The sequence below is a fragment of the Caballeronia sp. dw_276 genome, from assembly GCF_018449635.1.
GTDB lineage: Bacteria > Pseudomonadota > Gammaproteobacteria > Burkholderiales > Burkholderiaceae > Caballeronia.
Genome location: NZ_JAAVUV010000003.1, coordinates 458640 through 478031 on the forward strand (window position 1 = coordinate 458640; position 19392 = coordinate 478031).

Sequence of the window (19392 nt, forward strand, 5' to 3'; positions counted from 1 at the left end):
CTATGGGTAAGGCTTTATTCGATATCCGGCACGCGCGCGAGACGACGGCGCTGCCAGCCCTTTTCAGCGAAATGCAGATAAACGATGCCCGGCAAACCCAGCAACAACTCGCGCGCGCGCTTGGCGAGCGAAAGCGCCAGAGCGGCTTCGGGCGGCAAACCGATCAGGCGCGCGAGCAGCAGATATCCGCCCTCCTGCACACCGAGCGAACCGGGCACCGCGAACGCCGCGCCACGAATGGCCTGGCCGAGACTTTCCAGCATCAGCGCTTCTCCCCAGCCAACCGGCGAGCCGAGCAGATGCAACGCAAGCCAGACTTCGCCCGTGCCCACGATCCAGCCAAGCAGGCTCAGCGCAAAACTGGCGGCAACCGGTCCGGGTTTCTTGTAGAGCTCGAGCACGGCGCCATCGACGGCTTCAGCACGCGACACCAGCGACGACCAGTCGCGCTTCTTCGAAAAGCGCGCAGCGAACTGGGAGGCAAAGCGCGTTGCCCGTCCGAACAATCCGGCGCGTTGGGCGAAGAAAAAGCCGACGACCATCAGCGAACACACCACGATCACGATCAGCACCGGCAGCAGCATGCCAACACCCGATGCATAGCTGCTCAGCAACGCAAGGCCGATCATCGCGAAAATCATTTGGCCGACGGACTGCATGGTCGTGCTGACGGTGATCACGGCGGCGGCGTCGCGGGAACGCATGCCACGCTGAGAGAGATAACGCACCATCAGCATGGGACCGCCAATCTGGCCGGCTGGCATCAGACTGTTCACCGACTCGCCGGTCCAGCGCGCGAGCAATGCGTCGCGGAATGTGACATCGCGTTGATTGCGCGCGAAGAGAGTTTCGATCGCCAGTGCGTCGATCACCATTGGCAGGACATGAAACATCGCGACCGCGAGGAGTCCCCAGCCCGCGGCCGCCAGCGCCGTCGCGACGGAACCGAAACCCTGCCAGCCGAGCAGCGCGATGAACAACACCACGCCGAGCGACAGAAGGACAGTTCCAGCGCGGCTCATGCTGCGCTGTTCTTCCCGCCTTTGCGGCGGAACACCTGGCCGAAACCAAAGTACGCGATCGAATCCTTCATGTTCGAAATGAAGCGCTGCCACGGCCGCATGTTCGGATTCGTGACGTACTCGAAAGTCAGCGATACGCGGAATTCGTTCGCGCGCGCAGGGGTGATGCGATGGCGAAGCTTGTCGCCATCGAAGAATACAAGGCCGCCCGGCGGAATCTGCACGGAACCAGGTTGATCGGCGATCTCCGGCGTGCGCGTGTGCAACTCGTAGTCGAGGCGGCACGACGAATCGTCCATCACGCCGAGCAGCAGCGTGTAACGGCGGCCTTCGTAGTACGACGTATCGTAATGCCAGCCGATGTGATCCCCTGCCTTCGTATAAAAGTACAGCGCATAGGCGTGCGGATCGTCGGCGGGAGACTCCTGAAGCGTGTCGCCGCTGATCTTTTCCAGCCAGTTGATCAGGGCCGGCGAACGGTACAACTCGGCAATGAACGGCGCCAGTTCGTCGATTGCGTGGCGGCTTACGCTGCCGCCCGCCTTGTGCCCCGGAATGTAGTTCCGGTTGATCGCGGGCGTAACGGCACGCACCGCCTCGACCAGCTTTTCCGTGAACTCGCGCGGCAGGAAGTCTTCGAGATAGAGGAACGCGCCATGGTCATCGAAGGTTTTGTGCAGCTTCGCCGGCTGGCGATCCGAGGAGGACCGCTCGAGATGCGCAGCGAGGGTTTCGTCCACGGCCTGCACGCCCCTGCGCCCGACAGCGTTGCCGCCGAAAGTGTGCGTGGATGCCGGATTGACAGTTGAATTCATTGAACAGCCTGCAAGTCTTGACCGTCGGCGTCCTTGTCGCCCGCATTGGAGGCCGTATTGCGTGCGACGCGGCGTACCACGCGCTGATAGTCCACTACGACCCATACGGCAAACAACGGCGCACCGATGGACGCAGCAATAAGAAACGGCGTCATGCCGTTGAGCAAGGTCACCACGGGCAGCAGATACAAGACGTCTTCCGTTTCGAAGCCCGCCATTGACGCCTGCTTTGTCCCGGTCTTACCGGCCAAAGATTCAATACGCATGCGCAGGAAAAAGATCAGCGCAACTGCAACGCCCGCGGCACCGCCCAGCCACTCAGCCGGGACGATCATCGACGGATGATGCACACCTACGTAAAAGCCGAGTCCCACAAACAGCAATACAGTCACCACGGAATCACATGCGAGATCGTAAAAATGACCGATTTTGCTCGATTGACCGCTGATGCGCGCCAGTTCGCCGTCTGTATGATCAACGAAATTCGACACTGCAATCAGAAAGGCGCCCAGGCTGCACGCCCAGAAACTGCCCACCGACAGATAGTATGCGCCCACCACACCAATGAGCAGGCGCAGGGTCGTCAGGTGGTTCGGGGTGATCGGGGTACCAACGAGCGGCGTTACCAGGCGCCGGGCGAGCCGTGCATCCCAGGTTGGAGGCTCAGGAAGGGCTCGGAGTGTAGCGTTGCGGGGATTGTTCATGCTCGAAATATATCTCGTTTCGAACTTAATTGCATATATGGGGCCACCGGATCCGATGCACGCAAGAGCCGCATTCTGTCCGGATTTGGTCACAATGCAACGCTGGCTTTTGGCGCTTGTTTGGATGTTTCAGGCGGTCCAGCTAAACGGTGGCACGGGCGGGCAGCCCGTGGCCATGTCGGTATTTTTTTCTTTCGCCGACTATTGAAGCGGTACGGGCACAGCCGCCGGCGCGCTCGCCGGTCTACCGGCGTCTCCCGCCGCAACCGCGGTTTCATTGCTTGCCCCGCCGTTTTTGTCGAGCGGAATCTTCACTGTGCGCACCGTTCCATTACCGAGCGGGAAGTCTGTCAGCGCGCTGCGGATCAGGTAAGGCATTGCTCGCACCAGCGACGATTCGCCGCCCGAGTTACTCGCGCTCACCTTGTACACCTCGCGCCCGCTCGCCCTGTCCGTCAGGCGGATCTGGAGCGCATGGACAAACACCGGGTAGCTTTGATCCACGTATCCTGCCGGGCCCATATCCCAGCCGCCCCACGCCCCGTAACCGCCCCAGCCATACGGGCGGCCGTACCAGCCGCCGTACATGGGCCACGGATCGTAATAGACCGGTTGCCGTACAGTCACGAAGTCGCCGCGAATTGAATACGACAGTTCCACCCGATACTCCGCGCTTGCGTCCGGCACCCGACGAAACGAATGTGTGCTGAGTTCATTGGAAACAAGCGTTTCATACGTTTTCTGTTCGATGCTGTTTTGCTGCTCCGCCGAACGTGCGAACGCGTAAGTCCGCGTGGTGTCACTTCCCGACCAGTCCGAAAATGCCGAAACCTGCGTCTGGACGTACGTCGTGCACCCTCCGAGCAGCGCGAAACCCGCGATCAGCGCAACGCGCGCCGCACTTTTCAATTCCCCGCACAAGCGTCCGAACGTCATGGCCGACCTCTTTGTTTCCGTTAATTTTCTTGCGTTGAATTTCCGCGAGCCCGGCGGCGCCGAGAATCACAAGCACCACGTCAATATTGCCTCGTCCTGCCTGTTGAAAGACTGTAATGCCCTATCGAAGTTCGGGGAATAGACCAATCGGCCGACCCCTCCGGATTCGAGCCCACGTTTGCCCGAGCCTTTGTACAATGATCCGACACAAGGCCGCCTCGATTGACCTGAAGCCGAGGCAAAGCTCCCAACTCAATTCGAACCGACATGTCCAACTCGACCGCCCCCGCCGTAATCCGCCGCGCCGACTACACGCCGCCCGCATTCCTGATCGATACCGTCGCGCTCGAGTTCGATCTCGTGCCTGAGCGAACCGTCGTTCGCAACACCATGCGTCTGCGCCGCAATCCGGACGCCTCGCCGGCGGCCAGCCTGGAATTGATTGGCGAACACATGGAGTTCCTCGGCGCCACGCTCGACGGGCGCCCGCACGCGGACGTCCATGTCACTGAAAACGGTTTGTCGGTGAACAATATTCCGGACGCATTCGAATTGACCATCGAAAGTACGTGCAATCCGGCGGCCAACACCACCTTGTCCGGCTTGTATGTATCAAGCGGCAACTTCTTTACGCAATGTGAAGCCGAAGGGTTTCGCCGGATTACCTACTTCCTCGACCGGCCCGACGTAATGGCCACTTACACGGTCACGCTGCGCGCCGACAAGGCGGCGTATCCGGTGTTGTTATCGAACGGCAATCTGATTGAAGAAGGCGATCTGGACGACGGCCGGCATTTCGCCCGCTGGGAAGATCCGTTCAAGAAGCCGAGTTACCTGTTTGCGCTGGTCGCGGGCAAGCTGGTCAAGCTCGAACAACGCATGAAGACGGGCTCGGGCAAGGAAAAACTGCTGCAGGTCTGGGTCGAGCCGCACGATCTGGACAAAACGCAGCACGCCATGGATTCGCTGGTTCATTCCATTGAATGGGACGAACGGCGCTTCGGGCTCGAGCTTGATCTGGACCGCTTCATGATCGTCGCCGTGAGCGACTTCAACATGGGTGCAATGGAAAACAAGGGCTTGAACATCTTCAACACGAAGTATGTGCTGGCCAATCCGGAAACGGCGACCGATGTCGATTTCGGGAACATCGAAGCGGTAGTCGGACACGAGTATTTTCACAACTGGACCGGCAACCGCGTGACCTGCCGCGACTGGTTCCAGCTGAGCCTGAAAGAAGGTCTGACCGTGTTCCGCGACCAGGAATTTTCCGCCGATATGGCCGCCGGCCTCGAACCGGGCGCCGCCGCCGACGCTGCGCGCGCGACCAAGCGGATCGACGACGTACGTGTTCTGCGCCAGATGCAGTTTGCGGAAGACGCAGGTCCGATGGCGCATCCGGTCCGCCCGGAGAGCTACGTCGAGATCAACAATTTCTACACGATGACCGTCTACGAGAAAGGCTCGGAAGTCGTGCGCATGTACCAGACGCTGCTTGGACGCGACGGTTTCCGGCGCGGCATGGACCTCTACTTCCAGCGGCACGACGGCCAGGCCGTGACGTGCGACGATTTCCGTCACGCCATGGCCGACGCCAACAGCCGCGATCTTGCACAATTCGAGCGCTGGTACAGCCAGGCGGGCACGCCGCGCGTAACGGTGCGCACCCAGTACGACGCAGCCGCGAAGCGTTATTCGCTTACCCTCAAACAAGGTTACGGCGAAGCGTCCGAAGCCGCGCGCGCGACGCAAAAAGGCCCGTTGCTGATTCCGTTCTCTGTCGGTCTGATTGCCAAGAGCGGCGCTGATCTTCCGCTGAAACTGGAACGCGAGAAAGAAGCCCAAGGCACGACGCGCGTGCTCGAATTCACGGAACCCGAACAGACCTTCACTTTCACGGACGTCACCGAAGAACCGTTGCCGTCGCTACTGCGCAATTTTTCAGCGCCGGTGGTCGTCGAGTACGACTATACGAATGAACAACTGGCGTTCTTGCTGGCGAACGACAGCGACCCGTTCAATCGATGGGAAGCCGGCCAGCGCCTCGCCACGCGTGAATTGCTGACACTGGCGGACCGTGCATCGAAGGGAGAGGAACTCACGCTCGACGACCAGGTGGTATCGGCCTTCGCCCAGGTCCTCGATGACTCAACCCTCACGCCCGCGTTCCGCGAACTCGCGCTGATGTTGCCGTCGGAGGGATATCTTGCCGAGCAAATGGCCGTTTCCGACCCGGCCGCCGTCCATGCCGCCCGCGTGTTCGTGAGCAAACGCCTCGCCACGGGCCTGCGCGACCGGTGGCTCGCCGTCTACGAAGCCAACCGGACGCCCGGCGAATATCGCGCGACGCCAGACCACGCCGGCAAGCGCGGCCTGAAGAACCTCGCCCTCGCCTACCTGAGCCAGCTCGACGACCCGGCGCGCGCCATTGCACTCGCGAGCGCGCAATACGACGCCGCCAACAACATGACGGACCGCTCGGCGGCTTTGTCGGCGTTGCTGACGGCCGGTGCATCGGGCTCCGCCGACACCTCCGCCGCCGACGCCGCGCTCGGCGACTTCTACAAACGTTTCGAGAACGAACCGCTTGTCATCGACAAATGGTTCTCGCTGCAAGCTACGCAGCGTGGCGGCCCAAAACGCAATGTGCTCGGTATTGTGCGCAAGCTGATGCAACATCCCGCGTTCACGCTGAAAAACCCGAACCGCGCCCGTTCGCTGATTTTCAGCTTCTGCGGCGCCAATCCGGCGCAATTTCACGCCGCCGATGGTTCCGGCTACGCGTTCTGGGCGGAACAGGTGATTGCGCTCGACGCGATGAACCCGCAAGTCGCGGCGCGCCTGGCACGTACGCTGGAACAATGGCGCCGGTACACGCCGGCCTTGCGCGAAAAGGCGCATGCGGCGCTGGAACAGGTTGCATCGAAGGTCAAATCGCGGGATGTGCGGGAAATCGTAGAGAAAGCGCTCGGTCAATAATTTGCGTTGGGCTCACTCTTTCACCGAAACCGGCGCTTCGGCGCCGGTTTTTTTGTGTCGTATAGGTGCCATGTTTTCTGTGACATCAAGACACACAACCCGAGCGGGTAGAATCTGGGGCATTCGTCTTAACGCTCCCGGAGCCCAACGCAATGTCGACCCCTTCATCGATTTCCCGTCGCACCACGCTGACCAAGTTATTGATTGAGCAGCAGCGCGAACATCAAAACCTTCCCGCCGACCTGCGTTTGTTGATCGAAGTCGTGGCGCGTGCCTGCAAGCAGATCAGCTATCAGGTCAGCAAGGGCGCATTGGGCGAAGCGCTCGGCTCGGCCGGCAGCGAGAACGTACAGGGCGAAGTGCAGAAGAAGCTCGACATTCTTTCGAACGAAATCCTGCTCGAAGCCAACGAATGGGGCGGCAACCTCGCCGCGATGGCATCGGAGGAAATGGAAAAAATCTTTCCTATCCCGAATCGTTACCCGAAGGGCAACTATCTGTTGACGTTCGATCCGCTCGATGGCTCGTCGAACATCGACGTGAACGTATCGATTGGGACGATCTTCTCCGTGCTCCGATGCCCGGACGGCATGGAACCGAGCGAGCAGGCGTTCATGCAGCCAGGTTCGGCGCAAGTCGCGGCTGGCTATGCGGTCTACGGTCCGCAAACCGTGTTCGTGCTGACGACGGGTTATGGCGTGAACTGCTTTACGCTCGATCGCGAACTGGGTTCGTGGGTGCTCACGCAGAGCAACATGCAGATCCCCACTGAGACGCGCGAGTATGCGATCAACGCATCGAACAGCCGTCACTGGTATGCGCCGGTTCAGCGTTATGTGAACGAGCTGAACGAAGGCAAGGACGGTCCGCGCAAGGAAGACTTCAACATGCGCTGGATTGCGTCGATGGTCGCCGACGTACACCGCATCCTGAATCGTGGCGGCGTGTTCATGTATCCCGCCGACAAACGCACGCCCGATCGTCCGGGCAAATTGCGCCTGATGTACGAAGCGAATCCGATGGCGTTCATTGTCGAGCAGGCGGGGGGCGCCGCGACCGACGGCGAGCAGCGCATTCTCGACATCGTTCCTACCAGCCTGCATCAGCGCGTGCCGGTCTTCCTTGGTTCGAAGAGCGAGGTCGAGCGCGTCACGCAATATCACGCGGAAAAGAATTGACCCGGGGGCTTGCCAAACTCGGCGAAGGGTCCTTATAATCTCGTTTCTCTGATGCCGGAATAGCTCAGACGGTAGAGCAGCGCATTCGTAATGCGAAGGTCGGGGGTTCGATTCCTCTTTCCGGCACCAACAGAATCAAGCACCAAGCCCAGTCCCCGGACTGGGCTTTTTGTTTTGCGGATTCGATTTGGCGTGCGCATGAAGAAACGCAACGCGAAGCACATCTCATAATTTCTATTTACTGCATGTTCTTCGTGAATACGTAATAAAAGTTGTGCATTCTCGGAATTTGTCGAAATGAATATGACGCGCTGGTAAAGTGCCCTGATTAACATTGCTTCCACAGGGTCTTTTTCAACCAGATGCGCCCGCAATGCCGCCCAAGTCAAATCAAGTAAGCGCCCGCGACCTAATCCTCCATCGCACGCAGCCACTCCCGGCTACTGCTGCCCTCAGCTTGTTCCTGCAGGGATGCACGCTGCACGGCGCGCCATCATATGAAATCTTTGGCGCTTATTTTCCGCTCTGGCTGGTGAGCGCGTTGATCGGATTTGTCGGTGGGCTGATCGCGCATCGGATCTTCGTTTCAACCGGTTATGCGCAGATCGTCCCGTTTCAACTCTTTGTCTGTTTGGCTATCGGCGTGATGGTCGCCGTGCTTTTCTGGCTCGCGGGAACAGGGCATCTCCTATGAAAATCGCCGGCAAGCGCCAAGGCTCGCTCAAAGGCCGCGTGATCGCGGGCGTCATCATCGCGCTCGGTCTGGCAACAGCGTATTTCGCCTACGACCGCACAACCCGCTTCCCTTCGACCGATGACGCGACAATCGATGCCGATGTCGTTCACATCGCGTCGCCGGTCGGCGGCCGGATTATCCAGTTGCATGTAACTGACAACCAGCGGGTCGCAAAAGGCGACGTGCTGTTCGAGATCGATCCGGTTCCGTTTCGTCTTTTGGTCGTACAAACTCAGGCCGACCTCGATCTGGCGCGGGCAGCGCTCGAGACGCGCCGCAGGAGGATCATCGGCGAGCGCGCAAATGCGGTGATCGCCGGAGACCAGAGCGGAAAAGCGGCCCGCAATTACGAACTTGCGACGCGCAGCGTGCAGCGGCTCACGCCGCTCGCGGCGAAGGGCTATGTGCCCGTCCAGCAACTCGATCAGGCGCAAGTCGCGCAACGCGACGCGGCGTTGTCCCTCAAACAGGCACAGGAACAGAAGCAGGCAACCGCGCAGACGATCGGCGACGATGCAGGCGAAGTTGCAATCGTGGTTGCGCGCGAAGCTGCACTCGCGATTGCGCAACATAGCCTCGAGTCGAGCATCGTGCGCGCGCCGCACAACGGTTTTGTTACGGGCCTGTCGGTGCTCGCGGGCGAAACCGTCGCGCCGAATCAGTCAATCTTCACGCTCGTCCACGCGGACGAATGGTTCGCCGTCGCGAATTTCCGCGAAACGGAACTTGCACGCATCCAGCCCGGCGACTGCGCGACCGTCTATTCGATGATCGACCGAAGCCAGGCGATTCACGGCAAGGTGACGGGCATCGGCGCGGGCGTCTCGGATTCCGACCGGATCAACCTGCCGCGTTCGTTGCCTATCGTGCAGCAGTCGGTGAACTGGGTGCGCGTCGCCCAGCGCTTCCCCGTGCGCGTGCGTCTGGACGAGCCGGCCGCTCAACTGGTCCGCGTCGGTGCGAGTGCGATGGTCGAGGTGCGGCATGGCGCAGCCTGCCGGTGATCTGACCCGGCCTGGCGCCGCCGACATCCTGAAACTGCTCGCCCCCTTTCCCGGGCGAGCGGCAATGGCATGCAGGATCGCGTTGATCTGCGCGCTGACGGCGTATGTGACGAGCGCCTACGGCACGATGGAAGCCGCGATCTCCGCCTATGTCGTGTTCTTCCTGAACCAGCCCGACCGGGTGATGAGCGTCGTGCAAAGCGTCGCAATGATCGTGCTTGTCACGTTGTTTATCGGCATCGTGCTGGTCGTGACCATGTTTGCGCTCGACAATCCTCTTTGGCGAGTCGCATGCATCGCGGGGCTTTCGTTCGGACTGCTGTTCGTGACGTCGGCGAGCAAGCTGCGGCCGGTGGGTGCAATCCTCGCAATGATCATCGGCTTTTTGCTCGATGAACTCGGCAGCGTGCCGTTCGGCGAAGTGGCAACGCGCGCCCTGCTCTACGCCTGGCTGATGACGGCGATTCCGTTCGCTGTATCGGTCTGCGTCAACGTGCTACTTGCGCCGTCGCCGCGGCGGCTCGCGGGCCGCGCGCTCGGCAAGCGCCTGCGGGTTGCGGCCCGGAGCCTTGTCGAGGCAGGAGAAACCTACAACGCTCGCGACGCGCTCAGCGCCTGCCTGCGCGAGGGCGATGCACAGATCAGCACGTGGCTGAAGCTCTCGGTTGTCGATGGCTCGTCGGCGCGCGCGGACGTTCCCGCGCTCGGGCAAGCGGTATCGTCGACGCTCGCGATTCTCGTCGCAGCCGACCTCGCTTCCCGCGAGCCGTCAGGCCGGCTGCCCGAATCGTTCGCCGCGCCGATCGCCGAAACGCTGGAAAACATGGCGCGCATGCTCGAAGCGGGCGGTTATCCGGTCGATATCGAACTCGGTCTGCCCGACATGACAGGACTGCCGCCGCTCGCACGAATCGCGGTTGAGGATTTGCAGCGCGCGATCATTCAGTTCGCGGTGGTCCAATCCGAAGCCAACACAGAAAGCCCGCCACCCGCCGCCAAGTCCGGCGGCTTCTTCCTGCCCGACGCCTTCACAAATCCCGAACACGTCCGCTACGCGCTGAAAACCACGGTGGCCGCGATGTTCTGCTATCTGCTCTACACGCAAATCAACTGGCCGGGCATACACACCTGCTTCATTACCGTCTATATGGTGTCGCTCGGGACCACTGCCGAGACCGTCGAGAAAATGACGCTGCGTCTCGGCGGGTGTTTCATCGGCGCGATTCTTGGTACGGCTGCGATCGTGTTCCTCATGCCCGTGACAACGTCCGTTCTCGGCTTGATGGCGATTGTGTTCATCGGCACGTGGTTCGCTGCCTGGATCGCATTCGGCTCGCCGCGCATCGCCTATGCGGGATTCCAGATCGCGCTGGTGTTCTTCATGTGCGTGATCCAGGGGCCGGCGCCCGCTTTCGATCTGACCATCGCGCGGGATCGCACGATCGGCATCCTGATCGGCAACGTGGTCGTCTATCTGATCTTCACGCGCGTGTGGCCGGTCAGCGTTGCGGCGCGCGTCGATGCCGGCCTCATCGGGCTGCAACAACAGTGGAAGCGGATCGCGTTGCTGGCCCACGGCCGAACGCGCCGCGCGATGGCAGCAAGCGCAATGGCCCAGTGCGGCGCGCTAGAACAGGATATTGCGATGATGCATTACGAGCCGTCGTGGGTCCGTCCGGATGCGCAATGGATCGCCGAACGCCGCTACGCGCTGGCCAGGCTCGACGCCCTCGAAACGCCGATGTTCCTGCTCGCCGAAAGAAAACAAGGCGATACCGCCATCGATGCCTGGATCAGCCGGCTTTCGGGCGGAAACGGTAGCGCTGCCGATGCAACGCCACCAGCGCTGCCCGCCGATGCCGACAACGACACACGCGCCGCTTTGCTGAACCTCGGCAATGCGCGCCTCACCCAACTCGAACACGCCGCGCCGACCGGCGCGGCGAAGGGCTTCACGACTCATGCCGCGGTTTAAGCCTCCCTTCGCGCTTGCAATCCTGACGGCGGGTCTGGCCGGCTGCGCCACATCGTCTATCGACATGGCGCCGGATAGCCCCGAGCGTCCATGGCGGCCGAGGACGGACGCAGCCGGCGCCATCGTGCCGGGTCCGGCAGCGAAAACAACGGCATCGGCAAGCAGTTACCAGTTGCCCGCGAACCCCGTGCTCGCCACCGTTCCGCCTCCTCCGGCGCTTTCCCAAGGGCATGCGTATGGGCTGGCCGAACTCATCGATCTGGCGGAAGCGTCGAATCCGCTGACTCGTATTGCCTGGAACGATGCACGCAATGCAGCACTCGCGGCGGGCATCACGAAAAGCGCTTACCTTCCCCAACTGTCGATAGCGGCAATGGGCCAATACGCGAACGCCCAAGGCCCGAACTCATCGGCGCTCGATGGGTCGTCGCTCAACGGGTCGGGGCATGGCGCGACGTCGGTGTTGTCGCTGCAATGGCTGCTGTTCGATTTCGGCGGCCGCGCGGCGCGCGTCGAGGCTGCGTCACAGGGATCGGTGGTGGCGAACATCGGCTTCACCGCGGTTCATCAACAAGTGATCTTCGATGTCAGCGTCGCGTTCTATACGTATCAGGCGGCGCGCGCGCGCATCGTCACAACTCGGCAAGGTCTCGACAACGCCGACGCAATCCTTGCCGCGGCGCAATCGCGTTTCAAGCATGGGATCGGCACGGTGATCGAAGTCGCGCAGGCCACGCAGAACCGGGCGCAGGCGAAGCTCGCACTTGTCCAGGCGCAGGGCGTCGAGAGCAACGCCTATCTGACGCTGATCTCCGCGATGGGAATATCGCCATTATCGAAACCCGCAGTCGCCGAAATGCCGGCGCGCACACTGCCCTCGCCCGTGAACGATTCCATCGAACGGATCGTCTCGGACGCAATCGCGCGGCGTCCCGACGTCCTGAGCGCCTACGCTGCCGAGCGGATCAACTTCGCGAAAGTGAAGTTGGCCGAGTCGGAATTCATGCCCAAGGTATTTCTCTCGGCGAACGGCGCGTACAACACCGGCAGCTCTTCTATATCGGCGGTTCCGAGTATCGGCCAGCAACTGCCAACGGTGAATCTGAGCGGCGGTCGTTACGGCGGCAGCGTGATCGTCGGCGTAACGATCCCGCTGTACGACGGCGGCTTGCGCCAGGCCGTACTCGCGCAGGCACGCAACGATGCCGACAGCGCCTCGACCCGCCTCGCCCGAAGCCGCGAGGAAGCTGTGCGTCAGATCGTCACTGCGCAGAACACGCTGCAGACGAGTCTCGCCGCGAACGCTGCCGCCAAAGAACTGCTGGGCGCCGCGCAGACTACCTACGACGCCGCGTTCGATGCCTACCGCCAGGGCGTCGGCTCGATTACCGACGCGCTTCTCGCACAAAACCAACTGCTCGTGGCAAAGAATGCGAGCGCGGACAGTTACAGCGGCGCGCTGTCGGCGGCCGCCGCCCTGGCGCTTGCAACAGGCGCGGTCGACTCGATCGCAGCGCAGAACAACTAATTTCCCTGCAAGCGATACGCGTTTCGCGGTAATGCTTAGCGTCGAATACTTAAAGTAACGCTTTAAGCGCGCTGCTTAAACTCGCTGCAAAAACAAACATTTTCGCGTCGCTTTATCGACGTTTCGGATTTATCTGATTTGCGAACATTCGTTTGTATAGCTGTGTGCGCTTCCAAACACATCGAAAACAGAAAGTTTTTTAAAAGATAATAAATCGGTCAACCGCGCCGAAATACTGCCGTTATCAATATCAGGAGGACGCGTTATACGGCGGTTTGCGCCGTGGGTAGTAACGCACTTGGCGCATCGAGAAGAGTTTGAAGCGCTTGATGAAATATTTGCCGCAAAGCAGCATGGGGTATCGGCAATAAAGGGATAACGCCGAATTTCGGGTTATTAACTGTGACGCGCTTAAGTCACGCCATTGGTGTTCCGTTAAAGCAACAAAGGAACAGAGAAAAGTTCCAGCCGCGCATTCGACGCTAGCGCGAAGCCAGAGTCGAGATTGATAATCGACCTTATACAAGGAGAGAAAGTGATGGACGCCAAACCGACCAAAATCCCGGCACCCGACACGGTGCGTTGTCCGGATCAAGACCCGGTCGCAGTCGAATTCCTCGCGGAATTGCCGGAGCATGTCCGGGCCTTCTTCGACGAACAACGCAACCTGTGCGACTCGAAGTAATCGCTGCAACTCATCGCGTGCGCCCGGCGCATGCACGCTTTGTGCGGACCTCGAGCGGACTGCGGCTTCTGCACGCCTGAACATCGCGGCATCTCTCTTTAGCGATGCCGCGTTGACACGCCTGCATCGCGCGAAACGGGCATTTCACACACCATGAGTTAAGCTGCGGCTCTTTGTACGCCACCGGCCACTCATGCTTTCCACTACCTTCTTGCGCAGTCTGAGGGCCATCGCTTTAGCGGCCACGTCCATGACGATCGTCACGGCGTTTCCATCGAAGGCTTTCGCCGATGGCGACGATACCCCGCTCACCAACCTCATCGCGTTGTCGTCGCAACGGCTGGCTTTGGCCGAGCCGGTCGCACGCTGGAAGTGGGCGCGTCACGAATCCATCACCGACGAACCCCGCGAAGCCGCGCTGCTCGCACGCATCGACGTCCGCGCGAAGGCTGCCGGGATCGATCCGGCATTCGCGCAAGCTTTCTTTCGCGATCAGATCGAGGCGAGCAAGGATGTGCAGAACGCCCTCTTCGATAACTGGCGCAAATCCCGACCGCCTGAAGGCACGCCTCCGGATCTCGCGCGCGATACTCGCCCGCAACTCGACCGCGTAACGGACTCGCTGCTCGGTGCGCTGGCGCGCGTTGAGCCCTTGCGTCACGCCGACGATTGTCCGCTGCGTCTCGCCGACAGCATCGCACGATGGAAACACCTGACGCGTTACGACTCGGCACAGAACGCGCCGCTTGCCCGCTCGTTATCGCATGTTTGCGCAGCCGGGGGCCTAGGCGCTGTAGGTTAGGCGATTTCGCGGTTGACCAGCATCGTGGCGCCGAGCGGCACGATCTTCAATCCCCGCGACAAACGCTCGCTGAGAATCCGGTAAGTCGCCAACTCGAAGGTCACCGACGCTGCGGATGAACGCAGGCGCGCGGCTTCATCCAGCGATGTGGCCGTGCCGAAGAACTGCCACCCATCGACAACATGCCAGACGCGCGCGCCCGTCTCGGCGTCCGTTTCTTCAATGGCAATCGCCCCGGAATGCATCCACGGCGCGCCGCGCGGATCATCGCGGCGTATTTTCGATGCGCGGTTGTGCGCCGGACCAAGCCGCGCGATCGAGCGCCCTTCCTCGAGCATTGCGCCGATCTCGCCGCCGGTCGCGGTCCACTCCACGCGTTTCACCTGTTCGGCGAGCCGCTGCTCCTTGGCCGAGCGCTTCACGCCCGACAAATGGGCGCGCACCCGCTGGCGCAACCGCACGCTTCGCCCTACATACAGCGGCACGTCGTTTTCGCCATAGAACACATACACGCCGCAACCTGCCGGGATGCGCTCAATCGTGTCTTCATCGATATCCCCGGCCAGCCGGAAACGGCGCGTCACCTGTTCTATATGGCCGCGCAGGGTATCGGCGGAATGCGTGCTGTGGAGGTGTTGCCAGAACTGCCAGAGGAGATCGGCGTCGGCGAGTGCGCGATGGCGCGCGAACGGGACGAGCGCGTGACGTTCGATCAGCGCATCGAGACCATGCCGGCGTTCGGTCGGGTAGATCGCCCGCGACAGCTGCACGGTGCATAGCACGTCCGGCTGGAACCTCATGCCCGCGCGCTTGAATTCGCTGCGCAGGAAGCCGTGATCGAAGCGCGCGTTGTGAGCCACGAACAACCTGCCGTCGAGGCGCGCGAGAAGATCCTGGGCGAGGACGTCGAAGGTTGGCGCGTCGCGCACCATCGAGTCGTTGATTCCGGTGAGTTGCTGAATGAAAAACGGAATGGGCTGCTGCGGATTGACGAGCGAACTCCACTGCGTCACGCCCGATGGCCCGACTTCGACCACGCCAATTTCAGTAATTCGATGAACACCCAGGCTGCCACCCGTTGTTTCCAGGTCGACGAAAACCAGCGGCTCGGCGGAAAAGAGATTGGGAAGGTTTGGGAGCAAGGCCGCTGACCGCAAAAAAAGAGATTTAGGCGCAATGCGCACGGCGCGATGAACCGGTCGCACATTTTAGCCCACGATAAAGAGGTTCCTTAATGTCTGCCAATCTAACTATGGGATCCCGGAGCCGAAAGGAGGTTTCATCGCAAAGTTTGCGGTTGCAGCCGCAAACGGGCGCACATCGGAATTATTTACTCGGTATGTAACCAGGTTTATCGAATCGTAAGCGTTTACGAGTCTTGTTACCGAAGGAGACGCTCGGCATCATAAACCTGTACCGCAAACACTTTTTAAGGAGGTCATGCCGTGGCGACCGAACTCAAAAGCATGTTTTCGTGGATCAGGACCTGGGTAGCGCCTCAGCCCGCAGTGGAAGCATCGGAAGCACAAACGACGTCCTTACTCGATTTTGATCCAGCGTGGCACGGCGATCATTGGCAAAACCTGTTGTCGTCGCCAATGGATGCGCGCCGCTATGTAATGGAAGACTGGACGATCGCAATCCCGCCGGTTTTTGACAACAGTGAAGCCGCCGAAACGCGCGAGCACCCGGAAGAGGAAATGGAGCCGGCTTACTAGTTTTCGACGTGGCTACTCATTAGATATCACCTGGAGCAAATCCCGCATGGATTTGCTTTGGGCAAAAAAAAGCGCGACTGGGAAGTCGCGCTGACAAGGTTTGGAGATCTTTTCCGTCAACGAAAAAGTCTGCTTCGGAAAGCAGCAATTTAAGTATAGCCATGCATTACTTGGGAATCATCCCCAGTTCTGGCAATCATCTATTGCGGTTCCGTCAACAATCGACATTTCGGATTATTGGCGTTGTATTTTAACGATAGAACTTGTAGCAATTGCGCAACGACACTTGGTTGACATGTGCCTTGCGTTCTTCCCAATCCCCCGCAAACCCTTTCCAGTAAAGCCTTCGCCGAGTTTTTTCCATCATTGCCGATAGCAGAATACTTTATTGCGGAAATCGGAATGCCATCGCTGTAACACCGTCTTTACACTTCGTCTGGTCCGGAAACGACTGTGTCAATTCATTGCACATGAAATCACCTGACAGCGCCTCTCGCAGCGCGTCGGAGTGAAGGTTTCCTTCAAGCCTGGGTTGTCAGACCCAAACTGCTCTCGGAGTTACAAAGATGAAAAAGACTCTCATGGTCGCCGCCCTGACGGGCGTATTTGCAACCGCTGCTCACGCACAAAGCAGCGTGACGCTGTACGGTTTGATCGACGCTGGCCTGACGTACACGAACAACCAAGGCGGCGAACACAACTTCAAGATGACGAGCGGCTCGGTCAACGGCAGCCGTTGGGGTTTGCGTGGCGCTGAAGACCTCGGTGGCGGCCTGAAGGCAATCTTCACGTTGGAAAACGGCTTCAGCATTGCTAACGGCACGCTGGGTCAAGGTGGTCGCGAGTTCGGCCGTCAAGCATTCGTTGGTTTGTCGAGCACGCAATATGGTGCTGTGACCCTCGGTCGTCAATATGACTCCGTGGTTGACTACCTGGGCCCGTTGGCTCTGACCGGCACGCAGTACGGTGGTACGCAGTTCGCCCACCCGTTCGACAACGACAACCTCGACAACTCGTTCCGTATCAATAACTCGGTCAAGTACCAGAGCGCGAACTACGCTGGCTTCAAGTTCGGCGCGCAGTACGGCTTCTCGAACCAGGCTGACGGTTTCGCAAACAACCGTGCTTACAGCGTTGGCGCATCGTATAACTACGGTCCGTTGAACATCGCTGCTGCTTACTTGCAACTGAACAACGACACGACCGGCGCTAACGTGAATGCCGCACTGTCGAACACCGGCGGCGCGGTTGCCGGCGACAACACTTTCGTGGCTGGCACGCAGCGTACGTTCGGTGCTGGCTTGAACTACGCGTTCGGCCCGGCAACGGTTGGCTTCGTGTTCACGCAATCGAAGTTTGAAGACGCAGTTGGCATTGCTGGCGGCGCGATCGGCACGACCAATGGCGTGAATACCGGCAACTACATCCGCTTCAACAACTATGAGTTGAACGGCCGTTACGCGCTGACCCCGGCATTGAGCCTGGCTGGTGAGTACACGTACACCGACGCACGTATCGATGGTCAAAAGCCGTCGTTCCATCAGTTCGCCCTGCAAACGGCTTACTCGCTGTCGAAGCGCACTGACGTGTACCTGCAAGGTGAGTACGTTCACGCAATCGACCTGGACGGCACGGGCCTTGGCGCTCCGATCACGGGCGTAGGCATGTCGTCGACCCCGAATCAAGTGTCGGCAACGGTTGGCATTCGTCACCGCTTCTAAGCTTTGATTCAGGTAGCACCGATGTGAAAAAAGCGCCGCTTGCGGCGCTTTTTTTTCGTCCCGAGGTTTTGCGTTATTGCTGCTCAACCCTTCGGTGGATAGTGAACGTCGAGGATATCGATCTGCTGCACGCCGGCCGGCGTGTGAAGCGTCACCGTGTCGCCGACCTTTGCCTTGAGCAACGCGCGCGCAACGGGCGATATCCAGCTCACGTGCCCGACGTCCAGATTCACCTCGTCCACACCAACGATCGTCACCGTCTGCTCTTCGCCATCGTCGCCGGCGTACGAGACCGTTGCACCGAAAAACACCTGATCGACGTTTTCCTGCCGGCTGCTGTCCACGACTTCGGCCAGGTCCAGCCGCTTCGTCAGAAAACGGATACGCCGGTCGATTTCGCGCAGACGCCGCTTGCCGTAGATGTAATCGCCGTTCTCCGACCGGTCGCCATTCGACGCCGCCCACGAGAGCAGCTTCACAACATCCGGACGCTCTACATCGAGTAGATGCAGCAGTTCGTCACGCAGACGCTGATGCCCCGCCGGCGTGATGTAGTTTTTAGTGCCGGGTGGAACGCCGGGCGGCTGTTCAATATCGAGGTCGTCGTCACTTTCATCCGACTCTTTGACAAATGCTTTATTCATGGTGCAAACCGCTCAAAATGACGTGTAGAAAAGCGAGATCGCTCCCAGGCAAGGTAACACGAAGGAGATCGGCATTACAGAAATCGTGGCATAACTCTTCCTTTTTTGGGAGAGCTTGGCTATACTCTTGGTCTCGCGTGCGGCTGTAGCTCAGATGGATAGAGTACTTGGCTACGAACCAAGGGGTCGTGGGTTCGAATCCTGCCAGCCGCACCACTTCTTCAAAGCGCTTTGTTGTTCGTACATTGCGGGCGTTACACGTAGTAGTTTGTTGTTATCGATTTTTGTATTACCCTGTTGCACATGCGGCTGTAGCTCAGATGGATAGAGTACTTGGCTACGAACCAAGGGGTCGTGGGTTCGAATCCTGCCAGCCGCACCAATTTGAGAAGGGCCTTCCTCGCGGAAGGCCCTTTTTGTTTGTGCAGCAGTTTTGTGCTGCCCGGGCGTTATTGCCGCGCCGTCGATCCAATGTCGCCAATTCGGCCATCAGGCGCAGGAGCATCGTCCACCGATGCAACCGCGCTCTGCTCACCCAGCGGCTCCGCGCGTTCACCAAGCAGCATTTGCGAACGGTGCGGGTATTCATCGTCCACGGTTTCGCCGAACGCGTGCAGCAGAAATGCGCGAAGCAACGCAGTTCTCAGCGACGCACCGCGCCCCTCGACCTCTTCCCCGGCTTTCCCGAATACCGCCGTGCAAACCACTTCGCCACGTCCGTGGTCGCTCATTTCCAGCCTGCACGCGCGCTCCAGCACGACCGACGCAGCTTCCCACGACGATGACGGCAAAAACCGCCCATCCCACGCCCGTCCCCGGTCGTTGCCGCGAATGGCAAGCGTCTGGCCGCCATCGGTGAAATGGATTTCGCGGATGAAGTCATGCAGCCCGCGTGCGACCCAATAGTCGAGCTCGGCGCCTTCCAGTTCTGATGTTTTCATAAGT

At 60.1% G+C, this 19392-nt stretch carries 17 protein-coding genes and 3 tRNA genes; 13 read left to right on the forward strand and 7 right to left on the reverse strand.

Annotation, left to right across the window (positions count from 1 at the left end; genetic code table 11):
- Positions 1-14: 14 nt before the first annotated feature.
- From HB633_RS07935 to HB633_RS07950, 4 genes are all read right to left on the reverse strand, one after another.
- Complete coding sequence (locus tag HB633_RS07935) at positions 15-1022, reverse strand: flippase-like domain-containing protein (protein ID WP_213777549.1); 1008 nt, start codon at positions 1020-1022, stop codon at positions 15-17.
- Entirely contained in the window at positions 1019-1837 is an 819-nt protein-coding gene (locus tag HB633_RS07940; protein ID WP_218626691.1) for a 2OG-Fe(II) oxygenase, read from the reverse strand. The genes HB633_RS07935 and HB633_RS07940 overlap by 4 nt, the downstream gene beginning before the upstream one ends.
- Positions 1834-2541: a CDP-alcohol phosphatidyltransferase family protein gene (locus HB633_RS07945; RefSeq protein ID WP_213777550.1), complete on the reverse strand. Its 708-nt coding sequence runs from the start codon at positions 2539-2541 to the stop codon at positions 1834-1836. The genes HB633_RS07940 and HB633_RS07945 overlap by 4 nt, the downstream gene beginning before the upstream one ends.
- Positions 2542-2742: 201 nt before the next feature.
- Positions 2743-3477 carry a DUF4136 domain-containing protein gene (locus tag HB633_RS07950; protein WP_213777551.1) on the reverse strand — a complete coding sequence of 245 codons (735 nt, stop codon included), beginning with the start codon at positions 3475-3477 and terminating at the stop codon, positions 2743-2745.
- A 267-nt stretch (positions 3478-3744) separates the two neighbouring features.
- Here HB633_RS07950 and pepN point away from each other — a divergent pair, with 267 nt between their 5' ends.
- The 9 genes from pepN (at position 3745) to HB633_RS07995 (ending at position 14364) form a co-directional block, all read left to right on the forward strand.
- Positions 3745-6456: an aminopeptidase N gene (gene pepN, locus HB633_RS07955; RefSeq protein WP_213777552.1), complete on the forward strand. Its 2712-nt coding sequence runs from the start codon at positions 3745-3747 to the stop codon at positions 6454-6456.
- Between the two features lie 152 nt (positions 6457-6608).
- A complete protein-coding gene (locus HB633_RS07960) occupies positions 6609-7634 on the forward strand; it encodes a class 1 fructose-bisphosphatase (protein WP_213777553.1) in 1026 nt (341 codons plus the stop codon).
- Between the two features lie 53 nt (positions 7635-7687).
- Positions 7688-7763: transfer RNA gene (locus HB633_RS07965), tRNA-Thr, on the forward strand.
- A gap of 244 nt (positions 7764-8007) precedes the next feature.
- Entirely contained in the window at positions 8008-8328 is a 321-nt protein-coding gene (locus tag HB633_RS07970) for a YtcA family lipoprotein (protein ID WP_213777554.1), read from the forward strand.
- A complete protein-coding gene (mdtN, locus tag HB633_RS07975; RefSeq protein ID WP_213777555.1) occupies positions 8325-9374 on the forward strand; it encodes a multidrug transporter subunit MdtN in 1050 nt (349 codons plus the stop codon). Before HB633_RS07970 ends, mdtN begins: the two co-directional genes overlap by 4 nt.
- A complete protein-coding gene (locus tag HB633_RS07980) occupies positions 9355-11349 on the forward strand; it encodes an FUSC family protein (RefSeq protein ID WP_213777556.1) in 1995 nt (664 codons plus the stop codon). The genes mdtN and HB633_RS07980 overlap by 20 nt, the downstream gene beginning before the upstream one ends.
- Complete coding sequence (locus HB633_RS07985; protein WP_213777557.1) at positions 11336-12877, forward strand: TolC family protein; 1542 nt, start codon at positions 11336-11338, stop codon at positions 12875-12877. The genes HB633_RS07980 and HB633_RS07985 overlap by 14 nt, the downstream gene beginning before the upstream one ends.
- 538 nt (positions 12878-13415) lie before the next feature.
- Positions 13416-13562: a hypothetical protein gene (locus HB633_RS07990; RefSeq protein ID WP_200945671.1), complete on the forward strand. Its 147-nt coding sequence runs from the start codon at positions 13416-13418 to the stop codon at positions 13560-13562.
- A 193-nt stretch (positions 13563-13755) separates the two neighbouring features.
- Positions 13756-14364 (forward strand): chorismate mutase, encoded by a 609-nt coding sequence (locus HB633_RS07995; protein ID WP_213777558.1) that lies wholly within the window; start codon positions 13756-13758, stop codon positions 14362-14364.
- Here the strand turns inward: HB633_RS07995 and HB633_RS08000 are convergent.
- Positions 14361-15506, reverse strand: a complete 1146-nt coding sequence (locus HB633_RS08000) for an exonuclease domain-containing protein (protein ID WP_213777559.1) — start codon at positions 15504-15506, stop codon at positions 14361-14363. The genes HB633_RS07995 and HB633_RS08000 overlap by 4 nt on opposite strands.
- Before the next feature lie 324 nt (positions 15507-15830).
- On the opposite strand from HB633_RS08000, the gene HB633_RS08005 reads away from it, so the two are divergent.
- Both HB633_RS08005 and HB633_RS08010 read left to right on the forward strand, forming a co-directional pair.
- On the forward strand, positions 15831-16082 hold the full coding sequence (locus tag HB633_RS08005) for a hypothetical protein (protein WP_255580820.1): 252 nt from the start codon (positions 15831-15833) through the stop codon (positions 16080-16082).
- A 566-nt stretch (positions 16083-16648) separates the two neighbouring features.
- Positions 16649-17803, forward strand: a complete 1155-nt coding sequence (locus tag HB633_RS08010) for a porin (protein ID WP_213777560.1) — start codon at positions 16649-16651, stop codon at positions 17801-17803.
- An 83-nt stretch (positions 17804-17886) separates the two neighbouring features.
- Here HB633_RS08010 and greB read toward each other — a convergent pair whose 3' ends face one another.
- A complete protein-coding gene (greB, locus tag HB633_RS08015; RefSeq protein ID WP_213777561.1) occupies positions 17887-18447 on the reverse strand; it encodes a transcription elongation factor GreB in 561 nt (186 codons plus the stop codon).
- A 139-nt stretch (positions 18448-18586) separates the two neighbouring features.
- Between greB and HB633_RS08020 the strand changes: the two genes are divergently transcribed.
- Positions 18587-18663 (forward strand) — tRNA-Arg (locus HB633_RS08020).
- 89 nt (positions 18664-18752) lie between these two features.
- A tRNA-Arg gene (locus HB633_RS08025) sits at positions 18753-18829 on the forward strand.
- A gap of 67 nt (positions 18830-18896) precedes the next feature.
- Here the strand turns inward: HB633_RS08025 and HB633_RS08030 are convergent.
- Positions 18897-19388 (reverse strand): phage protein NinX family protein, encoded by a 492-nt coding sequence (locus tag HB633_RS08030; RefSeq protein ID WP_213777562.1) that lies wholly within the window; start codon positions 19386-19388, stop codon positions 18897-18899.
- Positions 19389-19392 lie beyond the last annotated feature (4 nt).

Excerpts from the sequence above, each read along its gene's own strand:
- HB633_RS07995 (WP_213777558.1), top strand. The coding sequence starts at position 13,756 with ATGCTTTCCACTACCTTCTTGCGCAGTCTGAGGGCCATCGCTTTAGCG.
- mdtN (WP_213777555.1), top strand. The coding sequence starts at position 8,325 with ATGAAAATCGCCGGCAAGCGCCAAGGCTCGCTCAAAGGCCGCGTGATC.
- HB633_RS07945 (WP_213777550.1), bottom strand. The coding sequence starts at position 2,541 with ATGAACAATCCCCGCAACGCTACACTCCGAGCCCTTCCTGAGCCTCCA.
- pepN (WP_213777552.1), top strand. The coding sequence starts at position 3,745 with ATGTCCAACTCGACCGCCCCCGCCGTAATCCGCCGCGCCGACTACACG.
- greB (WP_213777561.1), bottom strand. The coding sequence starts at position 18,447 with ATGAATAAAGCATTTGTCAAAGAGTCGGATGAAAGTGACGACGACCTC.
- HB633_RS07980 (WP_213777556.1), top strand. The coding sequence starts at position 9,355 with ATGGCGCAGCCTGCCGGTGATCTGACCCGGCCTGGCGCCGCCGACATC.
- HB633_RS07990 (WP_200945671.1), top strand. The coding sequence starts at position 13,416 with ATGGACGCCAAACCGACCAAAATCCCGGCACCCGACACGGTGCGTTGT.
- HB633_RS07935 (WP_213777549.1), bottom strand. The coding sequence starts at position 1,022 with ATGAGCCGCGCTGGAACTGTCCTTCTGTCGCTCGGCGTGGTGTTGTTC.
- HB633_RS08010 (WP_213777560.1), top strand. The coding sequence starts at position 16,649 with ATGAAAAAGACTCTCATGGTCGCCGCCCTGACGGGCGTATTTGCAACC.
- HB633_RS07950 (WP_213777551.1), bottom strand. The coding sequence starts at position 3,477 with ATGACGTTCGGACGCTTGTGCGGGGAATTGAAAAGTGCGGCGCGCGTT.
- HB633_RS07960 (WP_213777553.1), top strand. The coding sequence starts at position 6,609 with ATGTCGACCCCTTCATCGATTTCCCGTCGCACCACGCTGACCAAGTTA.
- HB633_RS07970 (WP_213777554.1), top strand. The coding sequence starts at position 8,008 with ATGCCGCCCAAGTCAAATCAAGTAAGCGCCCGCGACCTAATCCTCCAT.
- HB633_RS08030 (WP_213777562.1), bottom strand. The coding sequence starts at position 19,388 with ATGAAAACATCAGAACTGGAAGGCGCCGAGCTCGACTATTGGGTCGCA.
- HB633_RS08005 (WP_255580820.1), top strand. The coding sequence starts at position 15,831 with ATGTTTTCGTGGATCAGGACCTGGGTAGCGCCTCAGCCCGCAGTGGAA.
- HB633_RS07985 (WP_213777557.1), top strand. The coding sequence starts at position 11,336 with ATGCCGCGGTTTAAGCCTCCCTTCGCGCTTGCAATCCTGACGGCGGGT.
- HB633_RS07940 (WP_218626691.1), bottom strand. The coding sequence starts at position 1,837 with ATGAATTCAACTGTCAATCCGGCATCCACGCACACTTTCGGCGGCAAC.